Genomic DNA, 14444 nt, shown 5'->3' with positions numbered 1-14444 from the left:
CTGATCGCGTTGAAGACCGGATTTCCTCCTCGAAGTCCGGTATGGGCAGCTAACTGCAAAGCGCATTGCGTGTCAATATAATTCACGCATTGAAATATATTTCATATCGTGGCGGTGAAATCAAGCGTGCAGGATGAAATATCTTTCATGCCTATCCCCTAACCCGGATGCCGGAAGGGTCGTAAAGCGGGTCGAGGTGGATTTTCGCCGGTGTGTGCTGCATGGCGACAACGAGTTCATAGTCGCCATCCCCGAGGAAATCGTCAACGAGGCCCTCGGCGCAACGGACATAGCCGTAGCCGATGTTCTGGCCGACCGTGTAGCCGTAACCGCCGCTGGTCAGATAGCCGACAGGCTCTCCGTTGCGCAGGATGGTTTCGCGCCCGACGAGCACGATATCCGGATTGTCGACGGTGAAACCGGCGAAGGCCTTCCGGCGCGGCGCGCTCTGGGCGGCTTCCAGCGCCCGACGACCGAGGAAATCGGTGTTCTTGCGCAACTTCACCGCCCAGCCGAGACCCGCATCGAAGGGCGTATCGTTGGGCGTGATGTCTGAACCCCAGGCACGGTAGCCTTTTTCGAGGCGGAGCGATTCCAGCGCGCGGTAGCCGACAGGGCGGATACCGAAGGGTTCGCCTGCCGCCATCAGCGCGTCAAAGACGCCCCCGATGGCATCGATCGGCATATGCAGTTCCCAGCCGAGTTCCCCGACATAGGTGACGCGCAGCGCCCGGACGGCATGGCCTTCTATGTCGATTTCACGGACATGGCCGAAGGGGAAGCAGGTGTTGGAGACATCCGCATCCGTCACGGCGGCGAGCACGTCGCGCGACCTCGGCCCCATCAGCGAGAGGGTGCCGAAGTCCTCGGTGACGTCGCGCAGCGTGACGTCGAGACCGGCGGGAATATGGTCGGCGATCCAGCCGAGATCGTGCGTGCGGAAGCCGGTGCCCGTGACGATATAGAACGTCTCATCCGTCAGTCGCGCCACCGTCAGGTCGGCCTCTATGCCGCCGCGGCTATTGAGAAGTTGGGTATAGGTAAGCCGCCCAACCGGTTTGCTCACATCATTGGCGCAGATCCAGTCGAGCACCTTCTGCGCGTCCGGCCCACTCATCTCGTATTTGGCGAAGGAGGACTGGTCGAAGACGCCGACGGCCTCGCGCACATGGCGATGCTCGTCTCCGACGGCGGCAAACCAGTTCTGCCTTCCCATCGAATAGACATCCTTCGGCTCGACACCTTCCGGCGCAAACCAGTTCGGCCGCTCCCAGCCGAGTTTCGAGCCGAAGACCGCGCCTTGCGCCTTCAGTCGCGCGTAGAGCGGCGAGACGATGCGCGGACGGCCGCTTTCGTATTCCTCGTGCGGGAAGCCGATCGTGTAGTGCTTGCCATAGGCCTCCAGCGTGCGGTCGAGCACCCATTGGCGATCGCGGTGCATGCCGGAAAAGCGGCGGATATCGACCACCCAGAGATCGAGGGGGGCCTCGCCGTCGATGACCCATTGCGCCAGCACCCAGCCAGCCCCTCCCCCCGAGGCAATGCCGAAGGCGTTGAAGCCCGCGCCGACGAACATGTTCGCGCATTCGGGCGCCACCCCGAGGATGAAATTGCCGTCCGGCGTAAAGCTCTCCGGCCCGTTGATCATCTGCTTGACGCCCACGTTCTCCAGCGCCGGTACGCGGGCGATCGCCGCGCCCATATGCTGTTCGAAATGGTCGAAATCATCATCGAAAAGCCGATAGGCCCAGTCGTCCGGCACGTCACCCGTCGTCCAGGGTTGCGGGTTCGGCTCGTAGCCGCCCATCACCAGCCCGCCGACCTCCTCCTTGAAGTATGTGCGGCGATCCGGGTCGCGGATGGTCGGCGCGTCGGTCGAAAGGCCGGGCACCTTCCCGGTAATGATATACTGGTGCTTGACGGGCTGGAGCGGCACATTGATACCCGCCATCGCCCCCACTTGCCGCGCCCATTGGCCGGCGCAATTGACCACCTTCTCGCAGGCAATATCGCCAAGCGTGGTGCGCACACGATGGATGCGGCCGTCCTCCATGTCGAAGCCCGTGACGCGCACGTTCTCGACGATCTTCGCGCCGTTCATGCGCGCCCCCCGGGCGAGCGACTGCGTGATATCGGAGGGGCTTGCCTGCCCGTCTGTCGGCAGCCAGCTCGCGCCGACGAGATCGCCGACTTCCATCAGCGGCCACATCGCCTTCACCTCCTGCGGCGTCAGCAGGTGCATGTCCATGCCGAAGCTTCTGGCCGTCGTCGCCAGGCGGCGGAACTCCGTCCAGCGGTCCGGGTTGGTCGCAAGGCGCAGGCACCCCGTCATCTTCCAGCCGGTCGCCAGCCCCGTTTCGGCCTCCAGTCCCTTGTAGAGATCGACGGAATATTTCAGCACGCGGGTGATCGATGCCGAGGAACGCAGCTGGCCGACGAGGCCTGCCGCATGCCAGGTGGAGCCGGAGGTCAGCGTGCCCTGCTCCAGAAGGACGACATCCGCCTTGTGATCGCGCGCAAGGTGGTAGGCCGTCGAGCAGCCGATGATGCCGCCGCCGATAACGACGATCCCGGCATGGGATGGCAGGATCATGTTGTGCTTTTCCCGTATGTGGTTCTGAAATGGTCGAGCGCCCTGTCGAGGCGTTCAAGGTTTTGCGCGGTGTAGCCGACATAGTCGACGCCGGGCGTGGCAAGGTGCAGCTCGGACACCATGCTCCACATCGCCTCGCGCAGCAGCGAGGCACATTGCATGGCGGCATGGGAACGACGGATTGCCGGATCGGGCGCACCGCCGAAATAGGCTTCCAGAAAATCCTCGGCCTCCTCCGCCGAAAACCCGGCATTGGAGGTCGCGCCGGCCAGGTCGAACATGGCGGTGGAGAAGCCGGCATATTCGAAATCGATCAGCCAGAGCCGCTCGCCATCGTCGAGTATGTTTGCCGGCAGCAGGTCATTGTGGCCGAAGACGATGGGCAAAGGCACCTGCGCTGCTTCCAGCTCCTGCGCAAGCGCCCGATAGTCGGCTAGATGCGGCATCATACGGCTGCCACCCGCCTCCAGCGTGCGGGCATAGTCACGCACCACATGGAACGGCCAGAAGAGGAAGGCGGCACCACTCACCGCCGCCGGCATCTCGCGGTGGAAGCGGCGCAGCAAATCCGCCACGCGGCGGCGCTCGGCGACGACGTCCCGGCCGCCAAACGTTTTGGCGCCAAGATAAGCCGAAACCATGGTGCCCGGCTCGGCATATCGTACCGCCGGCCCGAAGCCGGCCGCATGCGCGGCGCGCGCCGTCATCAGCTCCCGTTCTCGAAGGACATGGTGAAAGGGAAAGTCCCTGCCGAAGCGCACGACATGTCGCCCCGCTCCGTCGCCGACAAGATAGCTCTCATTGCTGATACCGCCCTTCAGCGGCGTGATATCCAAGCGTCCGCTCCAGCACGGCAAGGCCCGGATGCGGTCTTCCACGGCGCGGCTGAGCTCGACGTGCCCCTCCATCAAACTCACCTCCCCGCAGCAACCGATGGCCAGGCTGGTCTGCTTGTCGCTGAAGCCGTTCCCGGTTTGTCTTGTGGCTGCCGCGTAGCGTCAATGTCATGCCGGATCGAAGAAACTGTCAATCCAGAAATGTGGCTTTTCTTGCTTTTGTGACCGATTTTGCGGCTTTCTTGCCAGACAGCCCGCAACGGATTATGAAACAGAAGAACCCTTGCGGACCGGAGAGCCATGAACCATTCCAAGCGCCATAGCGACATCCTCCGGCTTCTCCAGCAGGAAGGAACGGTGAGCATAGCGGACCTTGCCCAAAAGCTCGACGTGTCGCTGGAAACCGTGCGGCGGGACATCAAGCCGCTGACGACGAGCGGGACCGTCGTGAAGATGCATGGCGCCGTGGCCTTGCCCTCCGTTGTCGGCGAAGCGCCCTTCGAAAAACGCATGCGCGAGAACAGCGAAGCGAAGAAGGCGATCGCGGTTGCCGTTGCGGCGACGATCCGTGACGGCGATTCCATCATGCTCGATACCGGCACGACCACGAGCTACCTTGCCCGCGAGCTGCTCAGCCACCGGCAGCTGACCGTCGTCACCAATTCCTCCGACATCGCCAGGACTCTCTCCACGGTCAACGGCAACCGCGTCTACATGGCGGGCGGCGAGTTGCGCAGCGACAACGGGGCCGCGTTCGGCATCTCCGCCATCGAGTTCATCAGCCATTTCACCGTGGGCCACGCCGTCATCACCACCGGCGCAATCGATGCGGCGATCGGCGTGATGGACTACGATCTGGACGAGGCAGAATTCGCCCGCGCCGTCGTTTCGCGCGGCAAGCGCGCCATCGTCGTCACAGATCACACCAAGTTCGGCCGGCAGGGGCTGGTGCGCGTCTGCGAGTTCAGCGCGCTCACGGATCTCTTCACCGACAAGGCCCCGCCGCGTGATATTTCCGCCGCGTTGAAAACATCCGGCGTCAACGTCACCCTCGCCCGCTAAGTTGCCTGCAGTAAACTGAAAAACCCGGCGAATCACTTCGCCGGGCCTGCCGTTTTCAGCGACGCCGGAACCGTCCTGCGGCCCGCGTTCACCAGGTCGTGCTTGCCTTGAGCATAAAGGTCCGGCCGGCGCCATACCCGCAGGACCCCGTCCCCTTGCAGCTTGCCACATAGTCCCTGTCGAAGAGATTGGAGGCATTGAGCGCGATCGCCCAATTGTCCTTCTCGAAACGGATCGCGGCATCGACAAGCGTTGCCGAAGGCACTTCGAGCGTGTTCGCCTGATCCGCCCAGGACTTGCCGATATGACGCACGCCGGCCGCCACGCTGAGACCCTCCAGCACACCGCTCTGGAAGGCATAGTCGAGCCACAGCGACGCCGTGAGATCCGGCACCTGGATCGGCGTATTGCCGGCAGGGGTGGAATCGGTCTCGCTGAGAACCTCCATGTCGAGATAGGTCAGCGCGCCGATCACCCTCAGGCCCGGCGTCAGGTTCGCCTGTATCGACGTTTCGAAGCCACGGGACTGAACCTCCCCGAGCGCAGCCTGGAAGAGCGGGTTCGACGGATCGGGCGCCGCCGCGTTCTTACGGGTGACGTCGAAATAGGCCGCCGTGATGATCGCGTCCATGAAGCCAGGCTGATACTTCACGCCGGCTTCCCATTGCTCACCCGTTTCCGACTTGAGCAGCCTGCCGTCCGCGCCGGTCGTCGTCGTCGGATTGAAGGAGGTGGAATAGCTGACATAGGGCGTCAGGCCGTTTGCAAATTCATAGGCGAGTGCAGCCCTACCCGTGAACTTCCGTTCGTTTCCATCGACGGAATTCACCGCCGTGATGTTGTCTTCGAGGTCGGTCGAGACGAAATCATAGCGGCCGTTAAAGGTCGCAATCCAGCCGCCGCCGAACTTGATCTGGTCCTGCGCGTAGAGGCCAAGCTGGCTCTTGTTGAGGTCCTGATCAAGATAGGTCGCGAGCGGGCCCGGAACCGTGCCGTAGACCGGGTTGAGCGGGTCCAGCGATGCAGCGCCGCCGGCCCCTTGTGTCTGCTCAATCGTGTAATTGCGGTAATCGAGGCCGACCAGCAGTGTGTGATCGAGAGCCCCGGTCGAGAAACCGCCCTCAAGCTGGTTGTCCACCGCGAAAAGGCCGACATCGGTGTCGTGCCCGAAGCGGAAACGGTCGAGCATGCCGGCGGAAATGCCGTTGCCATAGAGACCGTCTTCCTCCAGCGAGACATTCGCGTAACGCAGGTTCTGACGCACCGTCCAGTCGTTGTCGAATGTGTGCTCGAACTCGTAGCCGATCATCGCCTGCCGGCGCTTGTAGGTGTCGAAGTCCGGCTCGCCATAGAACAGGTCGCGCGGGATACGTCCGACGCCGGGCGCATCGACGACCGTGCCGACATAGGGCAGGAAGCCGGTGCTGGTGTGGGTCAGGTCGATGTCCTGATAGGAACTCAGGATGGTGAAGCTGGTGGCCTCGTCGGGCTTCCATGTCAGGCTGGGGGCAATGGTGCCGCGGAAGTCCTTCGCCTTGTCGGTCTCCCAGCCGCCGCCGGAAATTTTTCCCGTCAGGCGGTAGTTCACCACATCGTCGCTGCCGAGCCGGTCACCGATGTCGAGCCCGAGATAGCCATTGCCGAAGCTGTTGATGCCGGTCTCGATATAGCGCAGCGGCTCGTCCGTCGGACGCTTGCTGATGTAGTTGACGAAACCGCCCGGATTGGCCCCGCCATAGAGCGCCGAGCTTGGACCCTTCATGACCTCGATGCGCTCGAGGAAGAACGGATCGATGAGGAACGTCCCGAAGCCGCTCTGGTGCAGCGACAGTCCGTCAAGGAACACACCGGTCTGATCGGCCTGGAAGCCGCGAATGAACAGCCAGTCCGTATCCGAATCCGTGCCATAGGTGGACGGATTGACGCCGGCGACATAGCGCAGCGCCTCGTCTATTTTCTGCGGGCTCTGGGCATCGATCTGCTCGCGCCCGACGACGGTTACGGATTGCGGGATTTCCTTGAGCGTGGCGATCGATTTGCTGCCGGTGCGCGTCGTCTTGGCGACGAGGCCCTGCACGGGCTCGACCCCTACCCCGGTGGAAGCGCCCTGCTCTACGCGGATTTCTTCCAGACGTGTTGTCTCCCCCACATCCTGCGCAACCGCGCCCAGCGGCGCAAGCAGGGCGATTGCGGCCGTGCCGCAGGCCAGAGCAAGCCTCGACCGTTGTTCGTTCTTCGACTTCTGCACCATCCGACAAACCCCACTCACGCCCGATCCCCGCACCGGGCAAGCCAATCACAATAAGATGAGTGATTAACTCGATTTTAATTGCCGGGCTTGTCGCATTCCCCGGAAATTGAACGTTCTTGGGCAATTTTCAGAAAGGTGGGAATTCGCCCACAGCATCGTCAGGTAAGCTGCACCTTCTGCCAATGGGCCGGAGTCGTACCGAAATTCTTGCGGAAGACGCGGGTGAAATGCGCCTGATCGGCAAAGCCGGTCTCAGAGGCGATTTCTGTCAGGGATAATTCTCCCTTCAGAATCAATCCCTTGGCATGCTGTAAGCGAGCATTGACCTGCCATTGATGCGGGGCGACCCCGGTGGAGGCCTTGAAGGCATGGCTGAAATGGGATTGCGAGAGGCCGATCAGGGCGGCCAGTTCCTCCAGCCGGATATTGCGCAAGCAGTTTTCTTCAATGAACTCCGTCGCCCGGCGCAGTTGCCAGCCGGCAAGCCGGCTGCGCTTGCGGCTCGGCGCCTTGGCGAGCTTCATGACGTCGATGATCAGCGCAAGCGCCAGGCCGTCACCGTAGAGGTCGTGCAACGGCTGGGGGTTGGTGCATTCGGCGGCAATGAGTTGCGCCAGAGCATAAAGCCGGTCGTCGGAGAAGAAGAGCTGCGGCGTCGCGAGCCGCTGTGGATCGAGGTCCTCCGCCAGCCGCCGGCTGATGGCCTCTGCATCAAAATGCAGGTCGAGATGGCGCACGAACCGATGGTCCGCAAGGTCGGCCCAAAGCTCGAAGTCAGCCGGAATATAGGCGATCGGCCGGTGCATCCAGTCCTCGACGGTTTCCGTGCCGCCCGGTTTCACGCGCATGCGGGATTGGCCCGGTCCACGCTTGTCGAGCAGAATGAAGAGCCGTGGATCCTGTCCGACATAATATCCGCCCGCATGAGGCGCGCATTCGACATCCCACACATCGGCAACGATACCGTTCCATTGCCGGCGGTTGAGATCGCCCACGACGGAAAAGCCCTCGATCCTGTTTTGCATGCGGGGCTGGAACGTCATGTCGCCGACCGAATATACCTTCATATTTTGGTCAAGTTTTGTACCGCGAAAGGCGCGGCGACGCAACATCGCCAAACGAAGAAGGGGCGGCTTGACGCCACCCCTTCCCCGCAGGTTAGCCCTGTCATTCTTCTTCCTGGAACACCTGCTCGCGCTTGGCCTTGACCGACGGCAGGAAGACGATGATCAGAACCGCGAGCGCGATGGCAAGCAGCACAGCACTGATCGGCCTTGTGACGAACGTCATCGGGTCGCCGCGCGACAGGATCATGGCGCGGCGCAGGTTCTCCTCCAACAGCGGCCCAAGCACGAAGCCGAGCAGCAATGGCGCCGGCTCGCACCGCAGCTTCACCAGCAGATAGCCGCCAAGGCCGAACAGCGCGACCGCATAGAGGTCGAAGACATTGGAGTTCACGCTGTAGACGCCGATTGAGCAGAAGGCCATGATGATCGGGAACAGCACGTAGTAGGGCACCGTCAGCAGCTTCACCCAGAGGCCGATCAGCGGCAGGTTCAGCACGACGAGCATCAGGTTGCCGATCCACATGGAGGCGATGATGCCCCAGAACAGCGTCGGCTGCTCGGAGGCCACGTTCGGCCCCGGCACGATGCCCTGGATGATCATCGCGCCCACCATCAGCGCCATGACGGGATTGGCGGGAATGCCGAGCGTCAACAGTGGGATGAACGAGGTCTGGGCACCCGCGTTGTTGGCCGATTCCGGACCTGCCACGCCAGCAATCGCACCATGGCCGAACTCCTCGGGATGGTCCGAAATGCGCTTCTCGACCGTGTAGGAGGCAAAGGCCGCCAGGATCGCCCCGCCGCCGGGCAGGATGCCGAGCGCCGAGCCGATGGCCGTACCGCGCAGCACGGGCGCGAACATCCGCTTGAAATCATCCTTCGTCGGCCAGAGGCCCGAGACCTTCGCCATCACGAGGCTGCGCGTCTTCTCGCCCTCGAGGTTGCGCAGGATTTCGGCGATACCGAAGACACCCACCGCGACCGCGACGAAGTTGAGGCCGTCGGCATATTCGCGGATGCCCAGGGTAAACCGTGGCGTACCCGTATAGATGTCCGTGCCGACAAGACCAAGCAGCAGCCCGAGCGCGACCATGGCGAGCGCCTTGACGATGGAGCCGTGCGCCAGCGCAATGGAGGAAACAAGGCCGACCACCATCAGCGAGAAATACTCGGCCGCACCGAATTTCAGCGCGACCACGGTCAACGGGATTGCGAAAATCGCGACGAGGAAGGTCGAGACCGTACCGGCGAAGAAGGAGCCGAGCGCCGCGATGGAAAGCGCCGCGCCCGCCCTGCCCTTGCGGGCCATCTGGTAGCCGTCGATGGCGGTCACCGCGGATGAGGATTCACCCGGCATGTTGATCAGGATGGCCGTGGTCGAGCCGCCATATTGCGCGCCGTAATAGATGCCGGCGAGCATGATCAGAGAGGAGACCGGCTCAAGCTGGAATGTGATCGGCAGGAGCATGGCGATGGTCGCCGTCGCACCGATGCCGGGCAATACGCCGATCAGCGTGCCGAGCAGAACGCCGATAAGGCAGAAGGCGAGGTTGGCGGGCGAGGCGGCTGTCGAAAAGCCGAGCGCGAGATTGCTGATAAGATCCACGAGCGCCTCCTACAGACGGGTCCAGGGGCCGAAGCGCTCGAACGGCAGGCCCAACGCATAGCTGAACACTGCTGCCGAGAAGATCGTGATTGCCAGTGCCAGGATGAGCGCCATGCCGGGCTTCATCCGCTGCGAGGCGAAGGCGGCAATCAGCGCCGTGAAGAACAGCGAGGGCACGAAGCCAAGGCCCCGGACAGTCAGGCCGAAGAACACGGGGGCGGGCAGGATGAAAAGCATCCCGCGAAAGGCCAGCGGGCCCATGGGCTCGCCCTTTACCCGGGCCGACTGAACGAGCACCACAATGCCCAGCATCGTCAGGATGACCGCAAGGATCAGCGGAAAATAGCCAGGCCCCATGCGGAACGCGGTGCCAAGCTCGAGGTTGAGGCATTGGTAGACAAAGAAGCCACCGAGCGCGATGAAGGTCAGGCCGCATATGGCATTGGTGCTGTCGAACTGCACTTGTTTCATGGAATCCCCTCTTCCAGCGACCGGATGAGGCCGCTCAGGTGGCAGGAATCGCGGCGGTGTTGACCGCCGCCACGATTCCATCAGACGCGTTTCAGTCGGCGTACTGACCGGCAGCTTCGATGACGGTCTTCCAGCGGGCAATCTCGCTTTCGAGCTTTGCCTTGAGGGCGGCCGGCGTCGCATCCGCCTCGGAGGAGGGCGCCGTGCCGAGCTCGGCAAAGCGCGCCACGACGTTCTCGTCCTTCAGTGCGAGCTGGAGCGACTTGGACAGGCGCTCGGTCACCTCCGCCGGCGTGCCCTTCGGAGCGTAAATGCCGTGCCAGATGCCGACCTGGAAACCGGGTAGGCCGGCTTCTTCTGCCGTCGGAACGTCCGGCAGGTTGCCGAGACGGGCAGGGGACGTCACGGCATAGGCCTTGATCGTTCCGCCCTGGATCTGCTTCGTCGTGTTGGTCGTCTGGTCGCACATCACGTCGACCTGGCCGCCGAGAAGGTCCGTCATGGCGGGGCCCGTTCCCTTGTAGGGCACGGTGGTAAACTGGGCCTGCATGGCGCTCATCAGCATCATGCCGCAAAGATGCGAGGCCGCACCGATACCGGCATTGGCCACGGTCACGGTGTCCTTGTTGGCCTTCATATAGTCGATCAGGCCCTTGAGATCGCTGGGCTCCAGGTCCTTGCGGGCGACGATCGTCATCGGCACATCGGTAACGAGGCCGACATATTCGAAGGCGCCAAGCGTGTCATAGGCCAATTTGCGATAGAGCGTCGCGCTGGTCGCCATACCGATATGATGCAGCAGCAGCGTGTAGCCGTCCGCATCAGCGCTAGCCACGCGGCCCGCGCCGAGCGTGCCGCCGGCGCCGCCGACATTTTCCACGACGATCTGCTGGCCGAGATCCTTCGACATCGCTTCGGCGACGAGGCGCGTCACCGTGTCCGTCGGGCCACCGGCGGAGAAGGGCACGACCATGGTGATGGTGCGCTCCGGATAGGTCTGGGCAAGAGCAGAGGTAGAAAGCAGCGATACGGCGATTGCTGCCGAAACGCCGACGAGGGCTTTCAAGGTCTTCATCAAATCCTCCCGATGAAATCCCAGCCGGCAGGGCTCCTCCCGAGCCGGTTCTGGAGGCATCAGAAGGGACGTGATTGTGCGCCAAGACAAGCGGGGGGTCGGATTTACGGCGCAGTTTACGGCAGTAAACCCGTCCGGCTGGGTGGAAGCGGTGACAAATTGATCGCAAGCCGGGTGGATTTCCACCCAATCTTCCGTCAGACGTCGTCCTGAAGCGGCGCAGAATTGATGTTCTTGTCGAGCCCGTACTTCTGCATCTTCTCGTAAAGCGTCTTGCGGGACACGCCGAGCTGCTCGTAAACCGGCTTTACCCGGCCGCCGTGAGCGGCTAGTGCGCTCGATATCAACCCACGCTCATACGCCGCGACCTTGTCCGCCAGCCGCTGCGGCTCCCCTAGCTGGAACCTGTTTTCCGGATTGGCGTCGAGACCGAGTACGAACCGCTCCGCCGCATTGCGCAGCTCACGGACATTGCCAGGCCAGCTGCGACCGGCAATTTCGGCAGTCAATTCTGCCGGTACATCGACCTCGCTGCGCATATAGCGCGCGGCCGCTTCGCGCACGAGCTGGAAGAAGAGAAGGGGGATATCGGCCTGGCGCTGGGCGAGCGATGGGACATGCAGGGTCGCAACATTCAGGCGATAGAGCAGGTCCGCACGGAAGCGACCGGCCGCGACCTCACTTTGAAGATCGACCTTGCTCGTCGCGATGAACCGCACATCGAGCGGCACGGGCTCGTTCGACCCGAGCCGCGTGATGACCCGTTCTTGCAGGACCCGAAGAAATTTTGCCTGCAAATCGAAGGGCATAGAGCCGATCTCATCGAGCAGAATAGTGCCGCCGCGGCCATGTTCGAACTTGCCGTATCGCGGCCGAAGCGCGCCGGGAAAGGCTCCCGCCTCATGCCCGAAGAGTTCGCTCTCGATCAGGTTTTCCGGAAGCGCCGCGCAATTGATCGCGATGAATGGTTTGTCGGCGCGCGTGCTGATGTCGTGCAACGCCCGGGCGACGACCTCCTTGCCCGCCCCCGTTTCACCGATGATCAGCGTATCGGCATCGGTCGCGCCAATGGCCCGCAACCGGTAGCGCAGGTCCACCATCACCTGCGTCCGGCCGGGCAGACGAGCCTCGATATCGTCGCGCTTACCGGCAACCGCGCGCAGGCGGCGGTTTTCCAACACCAGGCTGCGACGGTCCATCGCACGGCGGATGATGCCGGCGAGATGCTGGACCGTGAACGGCTTTTCGAGAAAATCGTAGACGCCCGCACGCATCGCGCTAACGGCAAGCTGCACATCCGCATGTCCCGTCACGAGAATGACCGGCACCTCCGCATCCACTTCGCGGATCCGCTGCAGCAGGGTCATGCCATCCATGCCGGGCATGCGGATATCGCTGACGACCACCCCGTCAAAGGCATAGCCGACAAGTTCGAGCACAGGCTCGGCGCTGGAGAAGGTGTCGACTTCAATACCGAACAGTTCCAGCGCCTGCGCCGAGGAACGCCGCATCTCCTCCTCGTCATCGATCAGGAGAATACGTCCCCCCGTCATTCCGCTGCCTCCCGCACAGTCTCCGCGCTTTCCAACACAATACGGAAAACCGCGCCACCTTCCACATGGTTCGCAACGGAGAGGCTTCCGCCGAAGTCCTTGACAATATTATAGGAAATGGAGAGGCCGAGGCCGAGCCCCTTGCCAACGCCCTTGGTGGTGAAGAAGGGATCGAAGATGCGCTCGGCAATTGCCGCCGGTACGCCAGCCCCGTGATCGTGCACTTCTATGACGACAGTGCTATCCATGCGCCGGGCGGAAAGGACGATCCTGCGATCCGGCAGGCCTTCGACTGCATCCGCGGCGTTGCTGATGATATTGACCAGCACCTGCTGCAGGCGAACCGGCCCCGCCTTCACCAGAATCCCGTCGCTTTCGAGCTCGACGGTCAGCTGCGCGTCGGCGGCCTTCAACCGCGGCGCGATGATTTCCAGCGTATCGGCTATGACATCGGGGAGGGGAACCGGCCCTAGCTTCTCGTTCGGCTTGCGCGCGAAGTTGCGTAAGTGGCGGCTTATCGAAGCCATTCGATCGATGAGCCCGGAAATCCGGCGCACATTGTCCTGCGCCTCCGGCACACGGCCGCGGTCGATCAGCATGGCGGCACTGTCTGCATAGGTCTTCGCCGCGGCAAGGGGCTGGTTGAATTCATGGGAGAGGGCGGCCGACATCTGGCCGAGACCGGCAAGTTTGCCGGCCTGGATCAGGTCGGCCTGCGTCTTGCGCAATTCCAGCTCGGTCAATCGCCGTTCGGCAATTTCCAGCTCGATCTGTTCATTGACGCGGGCAAGGTCGGCGGTGCGTTCCTCGACCCGATGTTCCAGTTCGTTGCGTGTTTCCTCCTGAAGGCGCAGCCGCTCGACGACGCGGCCACGACGCTGCCACAGCACGGCGCCGCCAAGTGCCGCAAGGCAGATGAACAGCAGACCGGCGATCAGGGTGGTTCGCGCCTGCGTGCGCACCGATGCCGTATCGAACAGGACATTCACCGTCCAATCGGCTTGCGGCATATAATGCGAGAGCCGGAGATATTCCCGCCTCGTGCCCTCGCCAGCGATCTGCATCAGATGTTGACCGTGGTAAACTGATTCGGTGACCGGCAGGGGCTTCAGCACCGCATCCGCATAACGCCGTGAGGTCTGGGTGCGGGCAAGACGCGGCGCATCGAGCGGCAGGATACCGCTATAGAGCCATTCCGGACTGCCGGTCATGAAGACGATGCCTTCCGGATCCGCCACGAAAATCTTGTATTCCCCGCCGCGCCACGAACTCTCGATCGAATCGATATCCACCTTGAAGACGATGACGCCAAGAATTTTTCCGGCGACCTCGACGGGTGACGAGAAATAGTAACCCCGTTTCAGGGAGGTCGTGCCCAAGGCATAGAAGCGGGCCGGGCTTCCGGCGATGGCATCGAGAAAGTAGGGACGATAGCTGAAATTCTCTCCGATGAACGTGCCCGGCGTATCATAGTTGCTGGCCGCGATCGTATTGCCGTCCGGGGTCATCACATAGATGTCGGAAGATTCCAGTAGAGCGTTGATTTCCTTAAGATATTGATTCGCGACTTTGCGCAGGGCCGGGTTATCCGGCGCCTGCAGAAGTCCTTCGATGTCGTCATGATCGGCGATCAGCGCGGGCAGGGGCTCATAGCGGCTGAGATGTCCGGCGAGCGCCGCAACGGCGAGCCGCAAAGCTGAACTTGCCTGCGACGACGCTTCATCCATGTAGCTGCGCGTCAGGAGCGCACCTGCCTGCAGAATAGCGAGCACGACGACGATCGGCAGGATAGCGAAAGCCAGGGCATATCGCAGCTTCACGGAATGACGGCTCCTCTCCGCTTCCCATCGGCCAAGCGGCCGATCCCGTATTCTACCGACAGGGTGACCGCTTTCCTAGAGGGGAGGGGCGGGGAGGGGAGGGGAGGGGA

Annotated in this window: 10 protein-coding genes; 1 reads left to right on the top strand and 9 read right to left on the bottom strand. The window is 62.6% G+C overall.

The genetic code is table 11. From position 1 onward, the window contains the following. Positions 1-151 precede the first annotated feature (151 nt). Together WA950_RS10135 and WA950_RS10130 are read right to left on the bottom strand one after the other, a co-directional pair. The gene (locus WA950_RS10135; RefSeq protein WP_424551587.1) at positions 152-2593 is read right to left on the bottom strand and encodes a GcvT family protein; all 2442 of its coding nucleotides are present in this window, start codon (positions 2591-2593) and stop codon (positions 152-154) included. After that, entirely contained in the window at positions 2590-3501 is a 912-nt protein-coding gene (locus tag WA950_RS10130; protein ID WP_424551586.1) for a phosphotransferase, read from the bottom strand. The genes WA950_RS10135 and WA950_RS10130 overlap by 4 nt, the downstream gene beginning before the upstream one ends. A gap of 228 nt (positions 3502-3729) precedes the next feature. On the opposite strand from WA950_RS10130, the gene WA950_RS10125 reads away from it, so the two are divergent. Next, the gene (locus tag WA950_RS10125; protein WP_424551585.1) at positions 3730-4491 is read left to right on the top strand and encodes a DeoR/GlpR family DNA-binding transcription regulator; all 762 of its coding nucleotides are present in this window, start codon (positions 3730-3732) and stop codon (positions 4489-4491) included. 88 nt (positions 4492-4579) lie between these two features. Here the strand turns inward: WA950_RS10125 and WA950_RS10120 are convergent, their stop codons facing one another. From WA950_RS10120 to WA950_RS10090, 7 genes are all read right to left on the bottom strand, one after another. After that, positions 4580-6742 carry a TonB-dependent siderophore receptor gene (locus WA950_RS10120; protein ID WP_424551584.1) on the bottom strand — a complete coding sequence of 721 codons (2163 nt, stop codon included), beginning with the start codon at positions 6740-6742 and terminating at the stop codon, positions 4580-4582. A gap of 158 nt (positions 6743-6900) precedes the next feature. Continuing rightward, a complete protein-coding gene (locus WA950_RS10115) occupies positions 6901-7785 on the bottom strand; it encodes a helix-turn-helix domain-containing protein (RefSeq protein WP_424551728.1) in 885 nt (294 codons plus the stop codon). A 124-nt stretch (positions 7786-7909) separates the two neighbouring features. Next, entirely contained in the window at positions 7910-9415 is a 1506-nt protein-coding gene (locus tag WA950_RS10110; RefSeq protein ID WP_424551583.1) for a tripartite tricarboxylate transporter permease, read from the bottom strand. 9 nt (positions 9416-9424) lie between these two features. Further along, positions 9425-9886, bottom strand: a complete 462-nt coding sequence (locus WA950_RS10105) for a tripartite tricarboxylate transporter TctB family protein (protein ID WP_424551582.1) — start codon at positions 9884-9886, stop codon at positions 9425-9427. Between the two features lie 91 nt (positions 9887-9977). After that, positions 9978-10961: a tripartite tricarboxylate transporter substrate-binding protein gene (locus tag WA950_RS10100; protein ID WP_424551581.1), complete on the bottom strand. Its 984-nt coding sequence runs from the start codon at positions 10959-10961 to the stop codon at positions 9978-9980. Between the two features lie 197 nt (positions 10962-11158). Next, positions 11159-12514, bottom strand: a complete 1356-nt coding sequence (locus tag WA950_RS10095; RefSeq protein WP_424551580.1) for a sigma-54-dependent transcriptional regulator — start codon at positions 12512-12514, stop codon at positions 11159-11161. Then, entirely contained in the window at positions 12511-14334 is a 1824-nt protein-coding gene (locus WA950_RS10090; RefSeq protein WP_424551579.1) for a sensor histidine kinase, read from the bottom strand. Before WA950_RS10090 ends, WA950_RS10095 begins: the two co-directional genes overlap by 4 nt. Positions 14335-14444: the final 110 nt, after the last annotated feature.

The organism is Shinella sp. (assembly GCF_049651085.1).
In the GTDB taxonomy this organism is placed as follows: Bacteria; Pseudomonadota; Alphaproteobacteria; order Rhizobiales; family Rhizobiaceae; genus Shinella.
This window is presented reverse-complemented; position numbering and strand designations above follow the sequence as displayed.